Here is a 25,768-nt window from a genome sequence, read left to right as displayed (position 1 = left end):
CTGTACATTGCTTTTAAGGTGACCTGGTACAACAATCCTGGTCGTCGTTACTTCCCTATTGATGGAAACAAATTCTTGCTGACAGGGGATGCCCTCTATCTATTAGATGTCACCTGTCGGAGCCTAAAGCACCTCATCTTTTAACTGATACCATTGGTAAAGAAAGTGTTGCCCTACGCGTCGAAACGGCGCAAAGAACTCTGACTCAACCACTTCTTGTATATTTGGAAATGGCAGCTTGGATTCAAAAATAGGCAGGTTGAGTTCATGCCCTTCACCTCCAATCCACTGCGCCAACCTTTTGCCTGCCTGAGCAGAGTACATGACGCCATTACCGCCATAACCCAACGCATAGAAAATGGTTTCATTGGGGTTAGGCTGATAAATTCTTGGCATCATGTCATGACTCACATCGACCCAACCCCACCATGAGTAGTCAATCTGAATCCCTTTTAAAGCTGGGAATTTTTTTGCCAAATCCGCTTTTAGCATGTCTTCATATTTTTTGTTCGGCGCGTCGCGGCCTGAAATAGCACTACGGGTTCCAATTTGCACACGGTTATCCGGCAATAAACGATAGTAGTGACGCAACACACGGGTGTCGGTAATCACCTGATTGGTTTTGAAATTACAGGCTGCTATTTCGTCTTCGGTTAACGGGCGCGTCACCATTGAATTAGACAAAACAGGGAGCAGCCGATTTTTCAGTTCAGAGTGCAAACCCTGACTGGTATAACCGCCAGTACAGACACCCACATTTTTTGCAGTGACAGTGCCATTCGGGGTCTTGATATAATGCATTCCATCACGAGTTTCCCAGCCTAATACAGGGCTAGAGGGGTGAACTTTAACTCCCAGTGCTCGTGCTTTTTTTAAGTAACCAAAGGCCAATTTTCCAGCATGTATTCCAATTCCCTCAGGCTCGTGCATAGCACCCGCGGCTTCTTCATCATCGACATACTCGCGCTTTACCGTCGCTGCATCGAGAATTTGCGCGTTGTAATTAAATGTCTCACGCAACAACTTGGCTTCTTTTTCCAGCGTTCGCATCACCTTAGGGCGATGAGCAATGTATAAATGTCCACCATGCTGTGCATCGCAATCAATGTCTTTAATCAGCGCCTTAAACGTCTCCATTCCGTCTAGGCATTCTTGATGCATTTTAAGCGCGGTGTCTAAACCCCAACGGGCAATCCACTGTGAGCGCTTTAATCGACCTGTTGCGCACTGTGCCTGCCCACCATTTCGAGTACTGCAACCCCAACTCGCACGGTTTGCTTCAATTACCGTTGCTTTAATGCCATACATTTCAGCAAGATGGATCGCCGTGCTTAAACCGGTATATCCAGAACCAATAATAACCACTTCCGCTTCCATATCTTTCACGATAGGTCCATCATCTTCCGGTGGCTCTCCGGCGGTATCAACCCAATAAGTAGGCGCGTATTCTTTGCCACACCCTGGGCTGTTATCCTTTAGCGGATCGTACTGTGGATCGTAATGCTCTTTGGCTTGCGTACTTGGTGACTGACGATCAATGGCGTCAGGTACAGGCTGCTCGATGACTACACTCATAACTTCACCCTCCTTGATATACTGACACGCAAGTCACACTGATAAGTAGCTCGCAAGACTGCGTGGATAGATGTGTGCATCACGGGCATCATGCTCTAGCCGCAATCACTGGCCGTGTTTTTCGAAACGCATTCTTTACACTGATCTTGCCATCTTTGAGGGTAAAGACATCCACCATTCTTGCTTCAATCACACCACCATCCGGGTTGGTCGCAGAAAATGTCGATTCTGATACCGCACGGTCACCACAAACAAAATGGCTAGGGTCTGACCAAGCGGCATCAGGAAAGTTTTGCCAAACCAATTCGAAGCTTTTTCTAACCGCTTCTCGGCCTGCTATTGTGTTGCCTAAAACGCCATCGCCCGCTACGGTATGGAACACACAGTCATCGGTAATAAAACCCATCAGTGCTTCAATGTCATGATTGTTCCAGGCATCACTGAAAGACTGTAAAAATTCGACATCTACTTGATTGCTTTCGATTTCTGGAAATGTTCCTGTTCGCATGTTCATATCCGTATTCCTTTGGTTCGCGTTATTTGTTAGTTGCCACTAGTCGCATTTAGAGCGTTCTTTGCCACCTTTGATACCTAGATTATTCAATCGAAACCACTTAATGTTTACAACCCATTAACATTCACCCGACTGTAACGTCGCGCTATTTCACATTCAAACGTCAAGCTCACACATTTGAGAGTTTGTTGACCATCTAAACATAATATTTAGTCTCATATTCCTATAACTTCTAATGACTCGGCTTATATTCAAACTAGTGTTTACATTTTTATTATTTAGTCTAACTTCTTTGTAAGAAACTAATCAAAGTCGAAGTCAGCATGATATTTACGTCCATATTGCTCTAACGTATCCATCGGGTTTTCTGTACTTAAATCCTTATTTTCTAATTTACTTTCTTTAGCTTCTTCGATCTCAACCGACTTAGTCGCATTATCATCCATATTTATTTCCTCCATTAATATTACTCTTGATGTTATTTTAGGTGCAATCCGTCCAGATTTTACTCTGTGTATTTCAGAGCAACACTCCTCAGACAAATGAATCACTCCCAGTACTGATTCATTTTCTAACTCATCACTTAACGATAAAACTTTGTTATTATTTTTAATCGGGTGGCAGGTAAACCACTTGCAACTATCCTCTTCATCAATATTGCAATCCATTGACTTAAAGACTGTTATTTTATCTAGTTTTTCATGGCACTGTGTAAAACACACCAAATCGTCTGAACTGACTTTTAGTATGTAAATGGCATCAACGCAATCCGAATAAGATACCGACCAAAATGCTTTCTCTGCGTCACTTGTCCACTCTAATAGTCGTGTATCAAAACCTAGTTCCTGTGCTATGCACATTAAACGCCATTTATTTCCTCCATCAACCCCTAGTATGTTGCCACCATAAGTTAACACGGAAGATAATATATCCCTCTCTTCAGATAATACGCTTGCTTTATTTCTATTCGCAATTTTCGGAACTAGAGCATGTTCATTTGATACATTAGACCTAAATATAACCACATCATCATGGGTCGTAAAAGAACCAATTAAATGATGATATTCATCTATAGATCCAACGTTATATTCATTAATCATCTCACCACTCCAGCTAAATTTAATAATAATTCGCTTACATTTGAAGATAGATAACTAGCAACATATATCCCGCAATAAATACCGTATTAGAGAAGAGTAATACGATTGGCTTCCAGCCTAATGAAAACAGTTTCTCAAACGAGGTTTTAACGCCCAGTGCCGCTATGGATATCACCAAACACCATTTAGACGCATCTGACATCGTATTGACCGCAGACTCAGGAACCAGATTAAAGCTGTTGGCGACAATAAGTGCGATAAACACCAGTAAGAAAAACGGTATTATCGGCGTTGATAATGTCGATACGCTGCTTTCTGACGAACGGTTAAATCGCACCGACAGCGCCAAAATAACAATAACGGGCATCAACATCGCTACTCTGAACATTTTCGCTAATGTCGATGCATCACCAACCTCTGTCGACAGCATAAAGCCCGCCCCGACTACCTGCGCGACATCATGAATCGAGCCACCTAAGAACATCCCTGCTTCCGCTGGCGTCAAACCTAGCGAGGTCACGATCAATGGATATGTCACCATTGCTAAAGTAGAAAATGCTGCCACACCAATGGCGGTCATCAACGTAAACTGTTCGTTTTCTTTGGTTTGTGGCAGTGTTGATGAAATGGCCATCGCAGCCGAAATACCACAAATTCCAGTGGCACCTCCCGCGAGTAGCGCAAAAGGTCCCGGTACGCGTAGCAAACGAGCAAAAGTAATACTAAACAATATGGTCAGCACAACAGCGCCTGCCAAAATCCCGACCCCGTGAACCCCTATTGTCGCCACATCGCTATAAGCAATTCTTACGCCTAACAGCGCCACACCAATACGTACTAACTTCTTCGCGGCAAACTCAATACCAGCCACGCACTTACCATGTTCAGACAAAAAGTGTAGCGAGATCCCAAGTAATAATGCGTATAAAAATTTTGGCCCGCCGTAGTGATCTGACACAAATGTTGCCGCTGCCGCAATCACGATACTCAATAGCAGTCCTGGAGCAATCATCGTCGATTCGAGATACAGATTTCTTGGGATTTGTACTGATTTTGAAACCATCGCTTTGACTTCCTCATGCCCACAGTGAAACTTCCAATGTGTCCGGCCAATTCAGGCCGGACAATCTGTACTCGACTTAAACGTAATCTTTATACTTATCTAAGAAGCGTACTGGTTTGGATAAAGCATCACGACGGAACGGGTCACCCAGCTCTTGAGTACACATGATTTCAAGAATGGTGGTTTTCCCTTCGTTCATCTGCATATCAATCGCTTTTTGCAATGCCGGACCAACATCTTCCAGTTTGTCGACCGTTATACCTTCAGCGCCCATCGCTCGGGCAATTTCAGCAAAGCTTTCATTTTCAAGTTCACCAGCCACAAAACGACGGTTATAGAAATCCACTTGGTTTTTCTTCTCTGCTCCCCACTGCCTATTGTGGAAGACAACCGCCGTAACTGGGATGTTATGGCGAACTGCAGTCATGGTTTCCATTAAGCTCATCCCCCAAGCACCATCACCCGCATAGGAAATCGCAGGACGGTGAGGCGCAGCGGCCTTAGCACCAATAATGGTTGGGAAAGCGTAACCACAGTTACCAAAACTCATTGCAGCAAAGAAACTTCTTGGTTTCTCAAATCGGAGGTAACTGTTGGCAACTGAATTAATGTTACCGATGTCCGTCGATACCATGACATCTTCAGGCATCGCTTTTTCTAACTCTCGTAACACTTGACGTGGGTGCAGATACTCACCACCAGAAAATGGCGTTTCTTGGGCATTTTCTTCAATCATATCTAGGCTGAACGGGTCACGCTCATGAGTCCATTCATCCAGCTCTTTTTCCCACTGCGCTTTTTCTGTCGCCACGGTATCTAGTCGGATAGCTTTGTTGCCATCACAGGTAAGGTTTCTACCTTCCAATCGTTGGGTGATTGCCACGGCAGCAGCTTTCGCGTCGCCGCAAATACCCACAGAGATTTTCTTCACCAGACCTAGCATTTTATTGTCAGCGTCAATTTGAATGATCTTGGCATCTTTCGGCCAGTAATCCATACCGTGCTGAGGCAAGGTGCCAAATGGCCCTAAACGCGTACCTAATGCAATGACAACGTCAGCCTGAGACATCAGTTTCATCGCCGCTTTCGATCCTTGGTAACCAAGCGGACCACACCAAAGTGGATGACTCGCTGGGAAAGAATCATTATGCAAATAACTATTTACGACGGGTGCACCAAGTCTTTCTGCCAATGCAGCACACTCTTCAACTGCATCCGCCATCACGACGCCACCGCCAGAAATAATGACTGGGAATTTCGCCTGTGCAATTAGGTCTGCGGCTTCATTCAGTGACTTTTCACCACCTGGCCCTCGGTCAAGTCGTGCGGGTTGTGGAATTTCTGTTTTGCTTTCTCCGTAGAAATAATCACGAGGAATGTTAAGTTGAGTTGGCCCCATTTCACTCATTGCACGGTCAAAACAACGTCCTGTGTATTCTGCCATTCTGTCAGGGTGAGTAACGTGGCCTTGATATTTTGTAAACTCTTGGAACATAGGAAGTTGGTTACATTCTTGGAACCCACCTAGCCCCATCGTTTTCGTACCGGTTTCTGGTGTCACAATAACCACAGGGCTATGTGCCCAATATGCCGCTGCTATTGCCGTCACACAATTACTAATACCCGGTCCGTTTTGACCAATAACCACACCGTGACGACCAGAAACACGAGAGTAGCCGTCTGCCATGTGAGCAGCGCCCTGTTCATGTACCACAGGAATGAGGCGTATCCCAGCAGGTGCAAAAATATCCATCGCGTCCATAAATGCAGACCCCATAATGCCAAACATGTCGGTGACATCATTTGCGACCATGGTTTCAACAAATGCTTCCGACGGTGTCATCGTAGTTATACCGGAAACAACCGTCCTTTTTTCTTGCTCGCTCATCCTTCGCTCTCCTTGACTTCTGATAATAATTTCAATTTTCGGAACAAAACGTCTCTTTTTTGACTTCACAATCACCTTAGTTGCTGTGATTTTGTTCGTCAAAATTTTTAATATAAAACGGAACATATTATTCCAATAAATAAAACCAGATCACATTATTGATAGTTTTTCGTACAAAACTTGTCGTTAATTACGCCAGTGAGTCTCTATAATCAAAACCAGAAGCCTATAGTCAGAACCACAAGCTTATTGCCAGAACCAGAAACCTATAGCCAGAACCAGAAACCACTTCGTGGTTGCGACCATTATCATTAAGGAAGGATGATTCAGATGAGTGAAAAGCAAGTAACCCCACAAGTAGACCTATCGGTTCGTGATGTCTTTGGTATTGAAAGCGATTTAACGGTGACTGCTTTTGCCGAGCGAGGTGATTATGTCCCTGACATTGATCCCAGCTATTGCTTTGACCCTGAAGTCACACTCGCCATTTTGGCCGGCTTCACGTCAAATAGAAGAACGTTGATTCAAGGGATGCACGGTACAGGCAAGTCATCACATATAGAGCAGGTCGCAGCGCGACTGAATTGGCCATGTCTTAGAGTGAACTTGGATGGGCACTTAAGTCGGCTCGATCTCATTGGTAAAGACAGCATCGTGCTAAAAGACGGCCTACAAGTTACCGAATTTAGAGAAGGCATATTACCCAAAAGCATTCAGCAACCCATCGCACTCGTGCTCGACGAATACGATGCAGGTCGCCCTGATGTTATGTTTGTGATTCAACAAATTTTGGAGCAAGACGGGAAATACACATCACTGGAACAAAATCGCGTGATCACGCCACACCCGTACTTTCGCTTATTTGCTACCTGCAACACGGTCGGACTCGGCAATTTTTCTGGCTTGTATTCAGGTACTCAAGTACTGAATCATAGTCAGTTAGACCGATGGAATATTATCGCCACCTTGAACTATCTAGACCCAAGCCATGAAGCAGATATCGTGTTGTCGCGCGTCCCTGTATTACAGAATGAACTTGGTAGACTGACGGTCGATAAAATGATCGCCACCGCAGGACTGACGAGAAAGGGCTTTGTTGCCGGCGATCTTTCAACCGTGATGTCACCACGAACAGTTATTACTTGGGCGGAAAATATCGCTATTTTTAACAGCGTTGCGACGGCCTTCAGACTCTCTTTTGTGAACCGTTGCGAAGAAGAAGAGAAGCATTTGTTGGCAGAATATTTCTATCGGTGCTTTGGTGAAGAGCTCATCCCAACAAACCCGTCGACCGCAGAAGGGAAATATCATCGTGTCTAACACAACCTCACAACCGATCACGCCTTTACAGAAGCGTCTTCTCGATAGCAGCGTTGCTGTCGCTCGTGCCATTAGCCATGATGCGAACCTAAACTACCGTGGTCATCGCTTATATCAAGGAAATCAACCTTGCTACTTTCTTGCTGCACACGTCAATGATTTAACCTTCCATTCTCGGCATAATCACGCTGCTGATCATGCTTCTACCCGAGGTAAAATTGACTCCGCCGCCATACGGATTCTGTTTTCAGACAGAGAATTGCACCGCTCTTTGCGTCCAGACTCTGAAATTGAAAGGCTACTGTTCGATTTCTGCGAACAAGTTCGCGTGGAGTCAATCGTCCCTAATCACCTTCAGGGCGTTATCAACAGTACGCGACTCAATTTTCATCATTGGAGTCAGCTCTACCATCAAAATGGCTTTACGGAATCTAAACTTGGCATCTTATTATTTACTCTCATGCAGGTGCTCTATTCTCGCCTGCATGGTTTAGCGGTTCCTGAAGCCATTGCCGATAGCATTGAAGCTACCCGCGCCGGGATCGCTCCAGCGATCGGTCACGCCCTAAAAGCACTGCGTGAATCCAAAACCGATCAACCTAACTTTGCACAGCATTCGTTAGTACTTTGCCAACTCACCTCCGAATTGGTAAACGCAGAAATGTCTAATGAGGAGGAAGATGGTGGCGACGCCATTGAAGAAGACACTAAATTACTGTCAAAACTGGCGCTTTTTGTGGATGGCGACATCGAAGATAACCCTGTCGCGACCGACATCACTGGAGTCAGTCGTGTATTTCAAGAAGACCATAGCCAATATCAAATCTATACTGCTGAATTTGATAAGGTGATTCTGGCGGAATCCATGGTCAGGCAGGCACTGTTACAAGAGCTGCGCCAACAAATCACTGACGACGCCTCCCGATTACACATTAATGCTCGCCGACTGGCCGCTTTCATAAGTAATATTGTCAAAGTCTCTGAAATAAAAGGGGTTCGCGATAGACTAGAAGAAGGGATTATTGATGGTAAAACTCTGCCTAGTATTGTTACGTCACCACAAAACACGCAGGTCTTTTATCAAGCAGAGTTCAGTACGACCAATGATTGCGCTATTTCAATCCTAATGGATTGCTCAGGCTCAATGCAGCAGTACGCGCACCAACTAAGTTTACTATTCGACACACTACTCAAGTCATTGGGACTGGCCGGTATTCCCCATGAAATACTGGGATTTACGACGGGCAAATGGAATGGCGGTCAGGCCTACAAACAATGGCTAAAACAGGGGCAACCCGCACACCCTGGCCGACTCAATGAAGTTCGACATATTCTGTTTAAGGACTTCAATACACCTTGGAGGAAAGCGCGCCTCGCCATTGCCGCACTGCGCAAAGCGGATATCTACAAAGAGGGAATTGATGGTGAAGCGATTCAATTTGCCAGCCAACGACTCAAATCAAGACCAGAGAAAAGAAAAATCCTCTTCGTTTTTTCTGATGGTTGTCCGATGGATACCGCAACCAGCACCGCTAACGATCAATTTTACTTAGACAATCACTTAAAACACGTCATTGAAATCGAGCAGCAGTCCGCAGAGATAGAAATCTACGGTGTAGGAATGGGGATTGACTTGAGCACTTACTACCGAAAAAATCTCACCATTGACGTCCGAGAGAGTTGCATCTTCTCCGTTTGCAGGCACATATTTTCGGCCTTAAGGTGACCATCACTAGCTAAACACGCTAAACCTTGTTGAAACCGCGATACTTTATTAGACCGCTATGCCTTATTAAACCGCTAAGCCTTGCTTAGACCGCTATGCCTTGCTTAGACTAACAAAGCTCTCGCATCCCATAACGCAGACAAGAGGAGCTGCGCGCCAATAAGCATCAATACGCTAAACACTATCGACCTTAAGATTTGGCTACTAACACTCGGAGGATAACGTCGAGCCAATCCGGTCACTAATGCCACTAAGGGTATCGCTAACACTGATAAAATGAGAATCTGCGACTCTAATGCTCCACTGGCGTAGACATATACCGTCCGAGAAGCGGAAGTACACGCAAATACCATGAGTAAGATGCTACGTACCACTTCAATCGTAAACGGTTGCCGGTACAGATGAAAAACAATAGGTGGGCCAGCCATGCCAAATAAGCCACCAGCAAACCCAGAACCAAAGCCAGACAATAAAAACGCAGCTGGCAAGGATCGGTGAGCGAGGGTGCTGGGCTTAAACATAAAATTAAGGCCTGCTAGCATAATCATCGCCCCCAGTAAGCCACGCAATACGTTCGTCGACGACTCACTCAATTCGCCCAACAGAAAAACGCCAACCACGACCCCTGGAATGACCCCTATGACTAAAGCGGTCATGATCTTCCCTTCACCAGTAAAGGGCTTGCCGGCGAGCGCAACGAAGCAATTAAAAAAGGTGACAATACTCACAACCGCTGCAATGACAGGGAGCGACGTTAAATTGAAGGTCACACAAATGCCAATAACAATGATGCCAAGACCGAATCCTGTCACCGTTTGAAAATAGGTACCCAACACAATCGTGGCTAAAATTGCAGCCAATAACACAACGTCCATCGCGACCCTTTATTTCATACACCAGTAGGTTGTCGTTAAATTTGTAATGATTACGAAATCAAGAAACGCTAAGTTCTGGTTCAAATAGTTCAGCACCAGCAGACGCCTGAGCCTGCACTGCGGTCACCGCAATCACGTGCATGATGTCCGTCACACTGCATCCACGAGATAAGTCATTGGCTGGTTTGTTGAGCCCTTGCAACAATGGGCCAATCGCCACCGCGCCGCCCAATCGTTCGGCCAATTTATAGCCAATGTTGCCCGCTTCCAAATTAGGAAATATCAAAACGTTCGAGCGACCTTTCACGGTGGAATCTGGCACTTTTCGCTCCGCAATTTCAGTAACAATTGCCGCATCGAGTTGCACGTCTTCGTCGATAGCCAACTGGGGATGTTGACGTTTAACAAGGCGGGCTGCCTCACGAACTTTATCAACCGATTCGTGCTGGGCACTGCCGTTAGTGGAGAAGGACAACATCGCCACTTTAGGCTCTTCCATCAAGAGTCCTCTTGCACTGTCTGAGGCCGCAATGGCGATCGCTGCCAACTGCTCTGCGTCTGGATTTATCACCAAGCCACAGTCACTAAAAATAAGGCCGCCTTTTAAATTATGAAATGCCTCGCAAAGCATCATTAAAAAGAAGCTCGATACTAATGGTGATTTGGCCTCAGTACCGATAATTTGTATCGCCGCTCTCACCACATCTGACGTGGTATACACCGCGCCATTCACCGTGCCATCTGCGAGCCCTTCTCTTACCATTAAATTGGCAAAGGTCAGTGGGTCGTCCACTTTTTCTAGTGCTTGAGAGTAAGACATCCCCTTCAGTTTTCGCAATAAGTACAGACGCTCAGCCAAAACCTCCCTTAACGGTGAGCTCTGGGGAGAGACAATGTGGATACCTTCTAAACTTACATGACACTGCTCAGCAGCCTGTTCAACCTGCCGTTCATTACCGATTAACGTGACATGCGCAATTTGATTATCCACTACCTGGCGGGCCGCCTGCAGTACTCTTGGATCGGTTGCCTCTGCAAGGACCACTCTTTTACGATCTTTCTGTGCTTTATTGATAATCCGTTCAATCGCCTTCATGACTAAATCCTATATAGTGGAATAAATTGTTCCATAATTTAGATTTACTATAAATGTAGTGCCATTAAAGATCAAACTCTATTCTGAAAATGGATATAGATATAACAGAATTTCAGAGGTACAATCTGAGTCATAGCTCTATTGCAAGGATGAACATATATGCCAAAAGAACCCGCTCAACTCCAAGGTGACACCCCTACTCTGAGACTCTTTTCTCTTTTAGAAGTCATTGCACAAAAAGACGAATTCATTTCACTGCAAGGTCTTGTTGAAGAAACGGGATTACCGAAACCAACCCTTCATCGTATGTTACAACAGCTGGAATCTGCTGGAATCATTCAAAAAGATGGTGACGAGAAACATTACAGTTCCGGTGTTCGGTTAAGAAAATTGGCGGAAAACCTATTGCTCAACAGTACGATGCACAGTGCACGTCGTGCCATACTCGAGAACTTAAAAGCAGAAGTGGGCGAAAGCTGTAATCTGACTGCATTATCTGGCGGTGAAATCATCTATATTGACCGTGCGGAAACGGAAGCTCCATTACGATTCCACTTACATCCAGGTTCCCGCGTACCCGTTCACTGCTCTGCGAGTGGTAAGTTATTTTTAGCGCATATGTCTAAATCTCAGCGCCGAAGGCTGATTGAGAACGTACCACTAACCCAATACACCATTAAAACGATCACCGATCACGGTGAATTAGAAAAAGACATCGATGATGCCAAAATCCAAGGCTACGCGATCGATAACGAAGAGTTTCTTCCCGGTTTAATCTGCATTGCGGTTCTCGTCCCCTCACCGTCTGGACAATCCAATATGGGTTTAGCGATTCAAGCTCCGGTTATTCGAGTCAAGCCAGATGAGGCCATTAAGTTCTTACCTGCCCTGCTAAAAGCTGCTAAGGCACTGTCCAGAATAGAAGCCGAAAGCTGGGGCAGTTAAGTCTAAACAAATCGTTTGGCCAAAGCATGATTGCTATATTTGCTGCGAGCTATATTTACTGAGAACCATATTTGCTGTGAATCATATCTGCTACTCACAATAATTACGACTGACAATAGTTGCGACTGACAATAGTTGCGACTGACAATAGTTGCGACTAACCGTCTCTGCTGCGACTTGTTGCCCTAAATTTAGTAGATATCTTGTGTAACGGCGTCATCAAACCAAGTCAACATATTGGCCAATATTGGGTTTGCTTCAGCGCCAACTTGATAAAAAAGGCTAAACGGAATTTTGATGTCGCTGGTCAATAACGGGCTAGATAGCTGGATCAGACTTGCTTGATTTGAAAGCTTCGATGCGATGTGGATGGGCAATAATGCCCAGCCTCCCGTTTCCAACATCGACATTAACAAGCTGTTACTACTGACAGTACGGCAGTGAGAAGAAAACGTCGTGATCAACCCCTTAGTCTGCAAGCTATGCTCACTCACATACTGAATTTCAAGCTGAGCATCTTCTAACGTAAATTCTTTAATCGACGCCAACGGTGATCTCGCGCCAACATAGATGCCATAACGCACATGCCCTAAATGCTTATAATTCACTGGTGCCCCGGGACGAACACCGCCTCTGGCGGGTAAAATCGCAAAATCAATCTCGCCACTGACAATGCCCTCTAGACTGCTATCTCTTCCCCGCGCATACCAATTGATCCTAAGCTCTGGATAGCGCTGTAAAGCGCGAACTTCTATGTTGCGTACCAGCTCATGAGGTAAATCATTATCATAGACAATATTAATATTGGTCGTCGGATAATCAAACACTGCGTGACTAAACTGGAATAGCTTTTCATTTTGCCTCAGCACCAGCCTAACCTGTGGTAACAGCGCTAGCGCTTGAACGGTAGGGATGACGCTTCTCCCCTGTGTTTGAAACAGCCCATACCCTAAGATATCTTCATAAGCTTTAACCAGTTCCCGAACAGTAGTACGGTCTTTGCCTAAAGCACGCCCAGCGCCGCTATATGACTGAGCGTCACACACCGCCACAAATGCGTTGAGTTGCTCTAAGCTATGTCCAGAAGTCGCTACCATTTACCTTCCTTACCACTCTATCGTCTGCCAATTCAACGTCGGCACTATCTCGCCCACCCCTAAGCACTTGAACGTAAAACCCCATCATATGTGGTTTTCATGTTCTTAATTTCCATCACATAATAAGCCAAATTTGAACTAAAAGTAACCACTTCCAACATGAGCATTGACGTCGATTCAATGGCAAAACGTAACCGACAGGGCATATTGAGTCGGGAGCTACTAAAAAGTATTCTCGTTATTGCCATTCCTGTCACACTGCAAACCATCCTTTTTTCAAGCAAAGGATTAGTCGATCTCATTATGGTGGGTCAATTGTCAGAAACCGACATTGCTGCAGCGGGTGTTGCCAGCCGAGCACTGTTTGTTGCGACCATTTTACTATCAGGCGTAATGACAGGCGGAGCCGTTCTAACAGCGCAATACTTTGGAGCAAAGCAGCCAAAAAGCATTACTCGTAGTATTGCACTCACTTGGCTTATGACAACCTTAGCTGCAACCATACCGTTACTTCTTTTTTGGGGGGCGGGAAACCACGTCGTCGGATTATCTTCGCGCTCACCAGAGGTCATGATCCTCGGACATGAATACCTAAAAATTACCGCACTAAGCCTATTTTTTATCGCGTTTACTGGCAGTGTTTCAGCTGGCTTGCGCTCTATCCATCAAGCTGCCGTTAGCACTTGGTTTAGCGCCATCGGCATTGCTCTCAATATGCTGCTAAATTGGGTGTTGATATTTGGCATGCTTGGCGCGCCCGCACTCGGCCTGAAAGGTGCGGCTATCGCCACCCTTATCAGCTGCGGCGTTGAAATGTTGCTGATGCTGATCTATTTACGCTATAAGCAACACTTGTTGAATTTTGGTCTCCAGGACATTATCCAAGCGTGTCAATTTTCTCATATTTCACGCTTTGCTAAACTCTCTATCCCAACCACTATTAACTTTCTAACCTGGGCGGCAGGGCTGTTTTGCTATACGGCCATAATGGGACAAACGGGCGATCAAGGGCTCGTAGCGCTGTCGGTTATCACGCCTATCGAAGCATTCTCACTGAGCTTTCTTGTGGGCATCGCCAATGCCTCTGCCGTCATCGTCGGTAATCAACTCGGTGAAAAAAATGCGTATTCGGCCTATCAACATGCGATTGCATTTACCTTCATCGCGGTAGCGGTCACTATCATCGTAGCCATTTGTCTTTGGTTACTAAAAGATCAAGTTCTTGGACTATTCTCCGTTCTGACACCTGAAACTCGCGCACTTGCAGATAAGTTTTATCTGATTTTATGTCTTGGGATTATTTTACGTTCCCTGCCAACCACTATGGTAGTCGGCGTACTGCGAGCTGGTGGAGACGTTAAGTTCTGTTTATACCAAGATTTAATGACGCAATGGCTCTTTGGTATACCGCTCGCCGCATTGGGGGCGCTATTTTTTGGATTTGAACCGGAAGTGGTATTTGCGATGTTTTTCCTAGAAACCTTATTTAAATGGTTTTTATGCGTCTATCGCTTCAGAAGTAAAAAGTGGATTAATTTTCTAACAAAAGAATAGGATTACTATGAACTTACTCAGCTTATACGAAACGTATGGTGTAACCATCGCCATACTCACCTTCTTCGCCATTTATGTGTTTATTCATATCAAATACATCCGTCATCACGCAGCGCACAAACGGTTTTTAGCGGCATTGTGGGAGCTAATGAAGAACACCATTCACGGCGAACATATCCGAACCATGGGCTATAAACACGAAAATGAACGACCACAAGCGGATAACAAAACTAAATTGCCCGAAAGCTAAATGACCAAAAAGCTAAATGACCAGATAACGGTCATCGAGAATAAATAAGGCGAACTCATTGCAGTTCGCCTTAATAAACTCAATTAGAATGCGTAAATGGCGTTAAAGCCGCCGCCGTTGTCACTCACACTGCCTAGTGCTAAATCATCAACTACATTGCGTTTAAACTCAGCAGTTACCATCATTTTCGGACTGTAATGATAAGTCAAACCTAGCGCATAAACCTGTCTATCCCCTGTAACTCCAACGGCAGAGTCATCAAAATCTAGATTAGAGTAATACGCATAAGGGCGAAGGCCGATATCAAACATGTAATGCGCATAGACATCAATACCGTTCGCATCCGCGTATTCTAAGTCAGAATGCCCGAGTAAACCGGCCTTATGTACCTTAGTACCTTTAGTGTACATGGCCGCCACTTTTATTGGGCCTTGAGCATACTGAGCACCTGCCGAAATCGCATCTTGCGTATCGCCGTCTTTTAGGTTCATCACTGGTGCGCTGCTGTCTACATACACCTTGTTTTGTAGGTACGTCGCTCCAATACTCACACCCGATTCGAAATCGTAACTTGCGGCGGCTGCAACGTTATAGTCACGGTCAATGTCCACGGTTTCGCTGGTACTCCCAAATCCATAATGCGCAGAAAGGTTCAATCCACCTAACGTATTACGATATGCGACAAGATTATCGCCACGCCCTGTTGCTAAGAAGCCACCATCACGACCATCGCTGTAGATTGGGGTCGCATCTGGATCGATAATGATTAAGTTATCCATATACTTAGCCACATCATGGTATGCCGACCACTGCTTACCAATACGGACACTACCTAGTGATTCATTGTTTAACGAGATATAACCGAGACGGTTACGGAAGTTGTCACCGTTCACACCATAGGAAGAAGGCGCATTGAGGAAGTTATCCCACTCCAATTTCACGTCGGTAGACCAATCGTTGCCTAACTCTCTTTCAAACGCTAAATTGAACGTAGAACGGCTGGTATAAAAAATGGCATCCATATCCGAAGTCGGCTTGAAAATATCAACCACAAATGCGCCACCAATATCAAACTTGTTGACATCATCTTCATACACCGTATAAGCCGTCGCTTGAGCACTTAAACAAATAGCAGCAATAGTTGTCGCGAGAATATTTAATTTCATTATTATTTTCCAAATTTCAAGTACAGGGGTACGTGCCCAATATTTATTGAGCCGCAGGAGAAACTATATATTTCAAACAATACAACTTAACGCTTCAATATAATTATTGAATCGCTAAAGTATTGGTAAAAATCTGAGAAGGCCTTTGTACTGACAGCACAAAGCACTAACGAACGTTAGTCAGTAGGGTGGTCGTGCGTAAATCGATAGTCTTGGTTGTACCAAAATGAGAGCTGGAGATCACTACGCAAAGCACAAAGCTCGATTGCAGATAATAAGTGTGACATTCATTGCATCTTCATGTGAGTAAGTAAGGACAGTTTATATACAATTATCAATAACGCATAGTGATCGCCATCTTGATTCTATCTCGTCAGTAGTAAATTTAATTCATTTCAAGATAACCATCACAATAAAAACCGAACTTAGATTACTTCATCGTCCATTAAATAGGAGTGATATGATTTTATAAATCAATACTTGTGGCTATACACCATTATTACTGGTTTCAGTGATTCATATTCAGTAACTGTCCTCGCTAAAAGCAGTACTCGCTAAAAGCAACAACAGCTAAAATCAACAACCGCTTCTATGTTTCACACCGTTTTACCCTAAAAGTATGAAGTAAAAGGCAATTACTTCTATTAATTGCTTTCTACTTCTATTTATTGACTCAGCGGCTTGATTCATACTCCCTATCACTTTATGTTGAACATAGCTATGCACTTAGACGCATTTAATAAACCCCCCATTAAGTCAATAGATATGGACATCAAATGACCCTGAATAAAACGACTCTCGCACTCATTAGTACAGCCCTGCTATTTTCAGGCCAAACGACAGCCGACGACAAACTCACAATAGGCATATCTCAATACCCCTCAACCTTGCATCCCCTTATTGATAGCATGGTTGCGAAAACCTATACCCACGGCTTTTCGATTCGCGGCACGCTAGGTTTTGACCAACAATGGCAACTGGTTTGCTTTCTATGTGAACAAGTTCCAACCTTCGAGAATGGGCTCGCCGTTATTGTCGATCGCCCACATGCAAAAGAAGAGGAGAGTGACAAAGGGGTTAAAATGACCATGTCACTTAAAAAAGACCTATTTTGGGGAGACGGCACCCCGGTAACCAGTAAAGATATTGAGTTTTGGTATCAAGTGGCTACATCGTCAGACGTACAAGGTAATGCCGGGTTATCCACGTACCAGCACATCGAAAAACTTGAAGTCGTTGATGACCGCACCGTTAACGTTTATGTGGATAGAGTGTCTTACAAATACAATGCGTATTATGTGCCAGATGTGCTACCACGCCACCTTGAAGAGCCTATTTTTAAGGCTGATCCTAAACAGTACCACCTTAAAACAAAATACGTGACCGACCCAACGTCCGCCGGCCTATATAACGGCCCTTACTCAATCAATGAGCTTAAACAAGGTCAATACGTTAAGCTGCAACTAAACCCTCACTGGAAGGGCAAGCAACCTCACTTCGATAACATCACACTCAAAACTGTCTCTGATACTCAAGCTCTACAAGCGAACCTACTATCCGGTGATGTAGATTATATCCCAGGGGAAATGGGACTCTCTTTGGATCAGGCGCTACAGTTTAAGAAACGCTTTGCCAACAAATACCACGTCGACATCCGCCCTGCTGCCGTTTACGAGCATTTAGATATCCAACTCGCCAATATTCACTTAAAAGATGTTCGTGTGCGCCGCGCATTGTTACTGGGTTTGGATCGTGAGCTCTTGACCGAAAAACTATTTGAAGGCAAACAAAAAGTCGCGAATTCAAGTGTCAGCCCGTTAGATGCTTCATTTGATCCAGATGCACCTTCTTATGCCTACAGTCCAGAAAAAGCCAAAGCTCTGCTCAAGGAAGCGGGCTATAAGCTCGTGAATGGTGTTCAAGTCAAAGACGGAAAACCGTTAGAAATTGAATTTATGACCACATCCGGTAATAAAACCCGCGAGCTAGTTCAGCAGTTTGCTCAGGGGCAATGGAAAAAGGTGGGTATCAAAGCCATCATCAATAATCAAACTGCTCGTGTTTATTTTGGTACCACACTGACAGAGCGCAAACATAAAGGTTTAGCTATGTTTGCTTGGGGGACCTCCCCCGAACAGCTTCCGCGAACGACGATGCACTCTGAGTACATACCAACCGAAGACAATGGCTGGTCAGGACAGAACTACGCAGGCTACTCCAGCCCAGAAATGGACCGTATCATCGAACAAATTGATGCTGAACTTAATCAAGAAAAACGTCTTGAACTTTGGAAGCAATTCCAACATCTTTATGCGACTGATTTACCCGCGTTACCACTCTACTATCGAGCAGACAGCTTTATCATGCCTAAATGGCTAAAAGACGTTGAACCTACAGGTCACCAAACCTACTCAAGTTTTTGGGCAGAAAATTGGACACGAGCAAATTAACAAAACGAGCAACCTATGAGTGAAGTAATACTGGATGTTCGTAATATGAGTGTGGCTCTAGGGCCACACTTCGCTGTTAAGGATGTCAACTATCAAATACAGTCAGGTGAAATTTTAGGTATTGTCGGTGAGTCAGGGTGTGGAAAATCGCTAACCTCACTCGCCGTAATGGGGCTGCTAGACAAAAAGCTATCCCTTTCTGGTGAAATTCGTTTTCAAGGCGAGAACTTGCTTAGTATGCCTGACCGACGTTATCAAAAAATTCGTGGTGGAGGGATCGGCATGATTTTCCAAGAGCCTATGACCGCACTTAACCCCGTAATGACTGTAGGCGAACAAGTTGCCGAAATGTTCATTATTCATGAGCAGGCCTCGCAAACAGAAGCGATGGATCGCGCCATAGAAATGTTAAAGCAGGTCCATATTCCCTTCCCAGAAAAACGCTGTAAGTCGTTCCCTCACGAATTGTCTGGCGGTATGCGTCAGCGAGTCATGATTGCGATGGCTCTTGCCTGCAAACCAAAACTACTCATCGCCGATGAGCCTACAACCGCACTCGATGTTACTGTACAAGCACAAGTGCTCGACTTATTAGAAGAGCTGCGCGAAACCACTGGCACTGCGATTCAATTTATTAGTCATTCTCTTGGTGTTGTGTCGCAAATCTCAGACCGAGTCATGGTCATGTATGCAGGGCAAGTCGTCGAAATTGCAGACGTCAACGAGATTTTTGACAACCCTCAACACCCCTATACTCAAGCTCTTCTAGAGACTATCCCAAGAGTTGGTGTGGACATAGATCGCTTGCCGGCGATTCCTGGCAGCGTGCCTCCGCTAGAACAACGAAGTACTGACTATACCTTCCGAGACCGATGCCCCGAACTCTATGACCACTATATTCACCGTGCTAAGCAGCGTCGCGATGCGCTTGGGGGGAAAGAGTGACACTATTAGAAGTCAAGCATCTTCAAAAGCACTACCTTCTTGAGGCCGGATCTATTTTTGGTCGCAAAGCGAGCTACTTACATGTAACAAAAGACGTCTCGCTATGTTTGGAAGCGGGAAAAACACTCGCTATCGTTGGAGAATCAGGCTCAGGAAAATCGACGCTTGGTCGAATGATCAGCATGCTCGAGCAGCCCGACTCGGGTGATATCTTCCTTGCAGGCTGTGAAGTGTCTCGTTTAGCTCCCCATAAACAGCGCCCACTTAGGCAACGAATTGGACTGGTTTTTCAAGATCCCTACTCTGCCCTCAACCCAAGAATGCCGATACTCGATTCGCTTATTGAACCAATGAAAGTCAACAATGTGGGTGATAAAAAGTCCCAGCGTGCTCGCGCCTTAGAAGTGCTGCAATGGGTAGGAATGCGTGAAGATGTTCTCACCCGCTACCCTCATGAATTCTCCGGTGGACAACGCCAAAGAATAGCCATTGCGCGCGCCCTAATGTTAAGGCCAGAACTGATCATTGCTGACGAACCACTTTCCGCGCTCGATGTCTCTGTCCAGTCTCAAATAATTAATTTATTCAAAGAATTACAAGAAAAACATAACATCGCTTTTTTCTTTATTAGTCATGATATGGCTGTCGTCTACCACCTAGCACATGACGTTGCTGTTATGAAGTGCGGCGAGATAGTTGAACAGGCGAGTAAGGGGGAATTTTTTTCTTCCCCTAAACACCCCTATAGCCAAGCACTTCTCAATGCCGTACCCGACATTGGGAAAGCAAGACGTTGTAATCAAACCAAACGGAAATTGGTCAATCAATGAAAAGATATTTGATTTCTCGAGTTTTGCAAATGATCCTAGTGTTACTGCTCGCCTCATTTGCCGCTTACAATTTAATGGGGTTAATGCCCGGTGACCCCATCGACTTACTCGCTCAACACGATCCCAATATCACCACTGAAGATATTGCCCGGCTAAAAGCGGAACAAGGCCTTGATAAGCCAGTTTATGTTCGTTATTTCTTGTGGTTATCCGATGCATTACAAGGGGACTTAGGGTATTCACGAATGTTCTCTCAGCCCGCTGTTGATGTACTTTGGGATGCCATGAAAAATACCCTTATTTTAGTCGGTAGCGGGACGTTATTATCCATTTTCATTGCACTTCCCATTGGCATACTGTGCGCGGTCAAACAAAATAAAGCCACGGACTACATTATTAGCGGCTTCACTTATCTCTTTTTATCTACACCAGCCGCATGGCTCGCACTGATGTTGATTATGCTGTTTTCGGTAGTTTATCCCATCTTCCCGGCAGGCGGCACAGGGGAAGCAGACGGCGCGCAAGGGCTAGATAAACTCGAATACATGGTGCTACCTATTCTAAGCCTAACGTTACTCAGTATTGCTTCTATTTCTCGCTTTATGCGCTCCAGCATGTTGGAAGTGTTTCGACAAGATTTTGTCCGCACCGCGAAAGCGAAAGGTGCCTCATCGCTACGTGTCTTATTTAAGCACTGCGTCAAAAATGGCATGTTACCAATGATTACCGTGCTCGCAATGGATGTCGCTGCACTTGTCAGTGGCGCGGTGCTGACAGAAACAATTTTTAGTTGGCCTGGCATTGGTAAGTTAACCGTCGATGCGATAAATGGCAGTGACTATAATGTCGCGATGTCGTGCTTTATGGTGGCGACGACGGCCATTTTGGTCATGAACTTTATTGCCGACCTTCTCTATTCCAAAGTTGATCCTCGCATCAACTTATCCAAAGGAGGTCAATCATGAGCTATGTCCAAATCAGAAGCCAAAAGCCGTGGCTTCAAGTTGCTCAGCGCCTACTTCGCCACAAATTAGCAATGGCCTCTTTACTGTTCCTTATTGGGCTAACTATCGTCTGTTTCAGCGTCCACTTTATCGGGCAATGGTTAGGGGTTGATCCTTATTCCGATAATCTTTTTAGCCGTTTTGAAGGCGCAACTGACGCCCATATTCTTGGTACAGACGAATTAGGAAGGGACATCTTCACCCGGTTACTACTGGGTGGACAAGTCTCGTTAACCTTTGCATTTACCGCCGCAATTGCCACCTCCATGATAGGGACAACGCTAGGGATCATTGCTGGCTATCATGGTGGCAAGATCGACGCGTTTATCATGCGAAGCGCTGACTTCATCATTAGCTTACCGGGCATTATGTTACTTATATTGATTCAAAGTATCGATATGACAAAGCTTGGGTTTTCAGAGGAAATAGTCCGCAGCGACAATTTCAGTATTTATCGTTTAGTGGTCGTCATTTCATTACTCGGTTGGCCTTTTGCCGCTCGCCTTGTGCGCTCTAACACACTATCAGTCAAGCATCGAGAATATGTTCAAGCAGCCATTGGTTATGGTGCTAGTCACTGGTTTGTCATGAGGCGTCACATACTTCCCAACGTCATCGCTCCCGTCATTACCGCGACAACATTGGGCATAGGCGGCGCTATTTTAACCGAAAGCGCATTGAGTTATTTAGGCTTTGGCATCAATCCACCTACACCTTCGTGGGGCAACATGCTACAAAATGCGAGAGAAGCCATGTGGCACTACCCTTTAGCGGCCGTCTACCCAGGAGCAATGGTATTATTTACCGTCATTACCATTAACTTTCTCGGTGATGGTTTACAAGAAGCGATAGATCCAAAAGCGTAGCAGAAAATAGGCACTCAAAGAGCAGCGGCGTAGCGCAACTGCTCTTCGCTTCCTTAACATCACAATGATAAATCAGCATGAATAAAGCGACTTTACCGTTGTGATGCTTACAGCAAGGTGACATAAACCGAATCACAAACAGCATACCCCTCCTCTACAGCCGATAACGACCTTACGACTTAACATAGGTATTTTCTAACCGCACGAGATACCCTTAAAAAGTCGTCTATTATCTACAATGTCAGTAATACTTTTGTTCGCTACGCATACTCGCCTTTCACGATAATAATTCGGTACTATTAATGAACTGTGATGACTACCATATTGATAATAACAGTAAGGGTACGACGTTAGGCTCACCGACAACGCTTGAGCATGTTAACCCGGCATTAAACTATACCTACATCAGTTTATTTGGTCTTTACGTTTTATCGGCATATTTGTTTTCTTTGCTTAGCCCACAAAGCCAAATCGTTTCATTCTGGCCACCAGCAGGTATAGCATTGGCAGGCTGCCTACTCTGGCAAACTCGCTTTGTACCTGTGATTATCGCAGGCTCTATTATTTTTAACCTTGGCGTTCAACTCTTCAGCGGTCACGATCTCACACTCACAGTCATACCACTGTTGATTGGAGTAGGTATGGGCTCAGCCCTTCAAGCTTGGATTAACTATCGTTTATTAGCTTACCTTTCCATCGATATTATTGATGCACCAAACCTTAGTAAAGTCGCGAAATTTATTGGCCTTGCATTACTGTGCTGCCTGATTTCAAGTTCAATTGGGAGTATATTAATTGACACCCCTCTATTAGAAAACGCTCAAGACACCTATTGGACAAACATGGTAATTTGGTGGTTAGGCGACTTCTTGGGTGTTATCATCGTAACGCCCATTATTTTGATATTCTTACGTTCTCGATACCGTTTTACCCAAACGCTAACCCGCTATCAAGCACTGGTATATCCTCTACTTCTGGTATTAATTACCCTTGTTATTATTCAAAAATACACCGATGAATCGATACGAGCTGACAGTATCAATAAACTCCAAATTCATTCAGAGCTCATTGAAAAAGATCTCAACCACCAAGTAGAAAACTATCTTCACTCCCTTGCTTTACTTGCGCTCAATCTCTCAGGCAACAACAACATCACCCGTGACGAATTTCAACGTATCGCCTTGCCACTCATTAATAAAATGCAAGGAATTAAAGCATTTTCTTGGAACCCTGTTGTCGAGCAACATCAAGTTACGGCATTTGAAGATAGCGTGAATAACCAGATTGCTGATACTTTTGAGGTCCGAGGTAATCCACTGCAACCCCAGGACCCTTTGGTGGTGGTTAAATGGATCGAACCTTTTGCACCCAACGCAAAAGCGTTTGGCTTTAACGTTTTCTCAAATGCGGCAAGACGAGAAGCGATGATTAAAGCGCAGAACCAAAATGCCCCCATAGCAACCGAAATAATTCAGCTGGTTCAGCTCGACAAGAAGGAGTCTGGTTTTTTAATTTTCTCCCCTATTAACCAAGGGCCATCACTGAGCAATGAACACCTAACCCGCTCTTTTAATTTGTCAGGGTTCGCAGTCGGTGTTTTTGTCGTTAGTGATATTGTGACCGCTAGCCTAGACAATACCTCAGCTCATTTCATGAATGTCAAAATACTCGATACTGACGCCAACGATGAAGTGATTTACCACTCCGCCCCTTCCAATGGGGTCACGGCTCACAACGCAATTGAGTTTTCCTTTATTCAGCATGTCGCGACTCGAAACTGGAAGGTCATTCTCTCCGTTTCCCCTGCAGTTCTTACCCAATATCAGACCCATGATTCTGTCTCGTTTCTTGTCTATGAATCAGTATTCGGAGCCTTATGTGTTCTGCTCATTATTACTTTATTCAGTAACCACAAGATCCTCTCTACTCAGGTCAAACAACGCACAAAAGAATTAGAGGTTTCGAGAGACCAACTCAAAAAGTATGCATTCAACGACTCACTCACCAACTTACCCAATCGGCGTATGTTTATTGAGCAAAGCACCCATGCACTGACCTTAGCCGAACGCTCTGAAAAGGTGCTCGCGATACTATTTCTCGACTTAAATCGCTTTAAACATGTTAATGACAGTTTAGGGCATGATTTTGGTGACCAATTACTAATTGAAGTAGCAAATAACTTCAATAGAAACCTAAGGAAAAGTGATGTGTTGGCTCGTTTCGGTGGCGACGAATTTACTATCCTGTTAGAGAATCTGACCAGTGTTGAACAAGCCATCGTCATCTCAAAAAAACTCATTCTTGGCTTGAGAACACCAATTAAAATTGACAATGAGTCGCTCATTATTTCCACCAGCATTGGCATTGCCACCTACCCCAAAGATGGTGACAATGTTCACGATCTTATTCGCGCTGCAGACACTGCTATGTATAAAGCTAAAGAAACATCCGCTGGCTATTTTTGCTATTCCGATATTTTAAGGAAACAAGCAAGGGCAAAATTGTTTATAGAATCGGAACTTCCTCAGGCATTGGACAACAACCAGTTCGAGTTGTATTACCAGCCTTTGGTTGAGCTAGCATCCGGTCAACACATTGGGTGTGAATGTTTACTGCGTTGGAATCATCCTGTTTATGGCGTTATTCAGCCGGATTCATTCATCCCGATTGCAGAGTTATCGGGGGAAATTAACTCCATTGGCGCTTGGGTGATTGAAGAAGCCTGTAAGAAAATAAAAGAGTGGCAAGAACAAGGTATCTATCATCATAAGGTATCCGTCAATGTGTCAGTTGTGCAACTCATGTCCGGAAGGCTCATTCAAGATGTCACCACATCACTGAAACGATATGATATCGCTGCTGAGTTGCTAGAACTTGAAGTGACCGAAAGCGTGCTGATGAAAAATATACACCATGCTATTGAGCTTATTACCGAATTAAAAAAAGTCGGCGTCAAAATAGCCATCGATGACTACGGGACGGGATACTCATCACTTAGCTACCTCAAACAATTACCGGTGGATAGCCTCAAAATAGACCGTATTTTCATTAATCAGCTCAGTGCTGATGACATGACGATCGTCACTTCAACACTGCAGATGGCTAATGAGTTGGGCATCAATGTCATTGCAGAAGGCATCCAAACAGCCGAGCAAATGCGGTTTCTTCTACAATATGGTTGTCGCTGGGGGCAGGGGTTTCTGTTTAGTAGGCCTCTTCCTGCTACCAAGTATAGCGAATTTTGTCAGCACGATAGAAACTACCAAATAGGTAATGTAGGGTGAATTATCTATATTTAAGGCTTATCGTCGTCGATGACCGATAAGCCTTTTTAATTCGTTCAAAGAGACCATGTATTAGCGAAGATGCATCCGCGTCGTTATAAGGCAGACTTATAAAGGTCGAATACATCTTCTGCGGTCAACGTGCGCGGGTTGCCTCCCATACACACATCATCCATAGCTTTTTGCACCCAACCATCAATATCGCAATCGTGTATTGCCG

At 44.7% G+C, this 25,768-nt stretch carries 20 protein-coding genes; 11 read left to right on the top strand and 9 right to left on the bottom strand.

What is annotated here, in order from left to right:
• Positions 1-123: 123 nt before the first annotated feature.
• From L4D74_RS08080 to xsc, 5 genes are all read right to left on the bottom strand, one after another.
• Complete coding sequence (locus L4D74_RS08080) at positions 124-1,575, bottom strand: NAD(P)/FAD-dependent oxidoreductase (protein WP_428751626.1); 1,452 nt, start codon at positions 1,573-1,575, stop codon at positions 124-126.
• An 88-nt stretch (positions 1,576-1,663) separates the two neighbouring features.
• Entirely contained in the window at positions 1,664-2,089 is a 426-nt protein-coding gene (locus tag L4D74_RS08075; RefSeq protein WP_428751625.1) for a nuclear transport factor 2 family protein, read from the bottom strand.
• 302 nt (positions 2,090-2,391) lie between these two features.
• Entirely contained in the window at positions 2,392-3,189 is a 798-nt protein-coding gene (locus L4D74_RS08070; RefSeq protein WP_428751624.1) for an FRG domain-containing protein, read from the bottom strand.
• Between the two features lie 34 nt (positions 3,190-3,223).
• Positions 3,224-4,252, bottom strand: coding sequence for a YeiH family protein (locus L4D74_RS08065; RefSeq protein ID WP_428751623.1), 1,029 nt, complete (start codon positions 4,250-4,252; stop codon positions 3,224-3,226).
• A 76-nt stretch (positions 4,253-4,328) separates the two neighbouring features.
• The gene (gene xsc, locus L4D74_RS08060; protein WP_428751622.1) at positions 4,329-6,140 is read right to left on the bottom strand and encodes a sulfoacetaldehyde acetyltransferase; all 1,812 of its coding nucleotides are present in this window, start codon (positions 6,138-6,140) and stop codon (positions 4,329-4,331) included.
• 330 nt (positions 6,141-6,470) lie between these two features.
• On the opposite strand from xsc, the gene L4D74_RS08055 reads away from it, so the two are divergent.
• The gene (locus tag L4D74_RS08055; protein ID WP_428751621.1) at positions 6,471-7,460 is read left to right on the top strand and encodes an AAA family ATPase; all 990 of its coding nucleotides are present in this window, start codon (positions 6,471-6,473) and stop codon (positions 7,458-7,460) included.
• A complete protein-coding gene (locus L4D74_RS08050; RefSeq protein WP_428751620.1) occupies positions 7,453-9,186 on the top strand; it encodes a cobaltochelatase CobT-related protein in 1,734 nt (577 codons plus the stop codon). The genes L4D74_RS08055 and L4D74_RS08050 overlap by 8 nt, the downstream gene beginning before the upstream one ends.
• Before the next feature lie 104 nt (positions 9,187-9,290).
• Here the strand turns inward: L4D74_RS08050 and L4D74_RS08045 are convergent, their stop codons facing one another.
• Complete coding sequence (locus L4D74_RS08045; RefSeq protein WP_428751619.1) at positions 9,291-10,061, bottom strand: TSUP family transporter; 771 nt, start codon at positions 10,059-10,061, stop codon at positions 9,291-9,293.
• A gap of 58 nt (positions 10,062-10,119) precedes the next feature.
• Positions 10,120-11,157: a phosphate acetyltransferase gene (pta, locus tag L4D74_RS08040; RefSeq protein ID WP_428751618.1), complete on the bottom strand. Its 1,038-nt coding sequence runs from the start codon at positions 11,155-11,157 to the stop codon at positions 10,120-10,122.
• 159 nt (positions 11,158-11,316) lie between these two features.
• Between pta and L4D74_RS08035 the strand changes: the two genes are divergently transcribed.
• Positions 11,317-12,102 (top strand): IclR family transcriptional regulator, encoded by a 786-nt coding sequence (locus L4D74_RS08035; protein ID WP_428751617.1) that lies wholly within the window; start codon positions 11,317-11,319, stop codon positions 12,100-12,102.
• Between the two features lie 191 nt (positions 12,103-12,293).
• On the opposite strand, the gene L4D74_RS08030 is transcribed toward L4D74_RS08035, so the two are convergent.
• On the bottom strand, positions 12,294-13,199 hold the full coding sequence (locus L4D74_RS08030; RefSeq protein ID WP_428751616.1) for a LysR family transcriptional regulator: 906 nt from the start codon (positions 13,197-13,199) through the stop codon (positions 12,294-12,296).
• 159 nt (positions 13,200-13,358) lie between these two features.
• Between L4D74_RS08030 and L4D74_RS08025 the strand changes: the two genes are divergently transcribed.
• Entirely contained in the window at positions 13,359-14,753 is a 1,395-nt protein-coding gene (locus L4D74_RS08025) for an MATE family efflux transporter (protein WP_428751615.1), read from the top strand.
• Positions 14,754-14,760: 7 nt separating this feature from the next.
• Entirely contained in the window at positions 14,761-15,003 is a 243-nt protein-coding gene (locus L4D74_RS08020) for a hypothetical protein (RefSeq protein ID WP_428751614.1), read from the top strand.
• Between the two features lie 83 nt (positions 15,004-15,086).
• On the opposite strand, the gene L4D74_RS08015 is transcribed toward L4D74_RS08020, so the two are convergent.
• Complete coding sequence (locus L4D74_RS08015; protein WP_428751613.1) at positions 15,087-16,169, bottom strand: porin; 1,083 nt, start codon at positions 16,167-16,169, stop codon at positions 15,087-15,089.
• 776 nt (positions 16,170-16,945) lie between these two features.
• Between L4D74_RS08015 and L4D74_RS08010 the strand changes: the two genes are divergently transcribed.
• The 6 genes from L4D74_RS08010 to L4D74_RS07985 all read left to right on the top strand — a co-directional run bounded on the left by L4D74_RS08010 (position 16,946) and on the right by L4D74_RS07985 (position 25,548).
• Positions 16,946-18,619, top strand: a complete 1,674-nt coding sequence (locus L4D74_RS08010; protein ID WP_428751612.1) for a peptide ABC transporter substrate-binding protein — start codon at positions 16,946-16,948, stop codon at positions 18,617-18,619.
• A 15-nt stretch (positions 18,620-18,634) separates the two neighbouring features.
• Positions 18,635-19,564, top strand: a complete 930-nt coding sequence (locus L4D74_RS08005; RefSeq protein WP_428751611.1) for an ABC transporter ATP-binding protein — start codon at positions 18,635-18,637, stop codon at positions 19,562-19,564.
• Positions 19,561-20,394 (top strand): ATP-binding cassette domain-containing protein, encoded by an 834-nt coding sequence (locus L4D74_RS08000; RefSeq protein WP_428751610.1) that lies wholly within the window; start codon positions 19,561-19,563, stop codon positions 20,392-20,394. The genes L4D74_RS08005 and L4D74_RS08000 overlap by 4 nt, the downstream gene beginning before the upstream one ends.
• The gene (locus tag L4D74_RS07995) at positions 20,391-21,359 is read left to right on the top strand and encodes an ABC transporter permease (RefSeq protein ID WP_428751609.1); all 969 of its coding nucleotides are present in this window, start codon (positions 20,391-20,393) and stop codon (positions 21,357-21,359) included. Before L4D74_RS08000 ends, L4D74_RS07995 begins: the two co-directional genes overlap by 4 nt.
• Entirely contained in the window at positions 21,356-22,264 is a 909-nt protein-coding gene (locus tag L4D74_RS07990; RefSeq protein WP_428751608.1) for an ABC transporter permease, read from the top strand. Before L4D74_RS07995 ends, L4D74_RS07990 begins: the two co-directional genes overlap by 4 nt.
• Positions 22,265-22,566: 302 nt before the next feature.
• Positions 22,567-25,548, top strand: coding sequence for a bifunctional diguanylate cyclase/phosphodiesterase (locus L4D74_RS07985; RefSeq protein ID WP_428751607.1), 2,982 nt, complete (start codon positions 22,567-22,569; stop codon positions 25,546-25,548).
• Positions 25,549-25,768: the final 220 nt, after the last annotated feature.

The organism is Vibrio cionasavignyae (assembly GCF_050337155.1).
Taxonomy (GTDB): Bacteria; Pseudomonadota; Gammaproteobacteria; order Enterobacterales; family Vibrionaceae; genus Vibrio; species Vibrio nomapromontoriensis.
The sequence above is the reverse complement of the archived record's forward strand: the minus strand, read 5'-3'. Positions and strand labels throughout refer to the sequence as shown.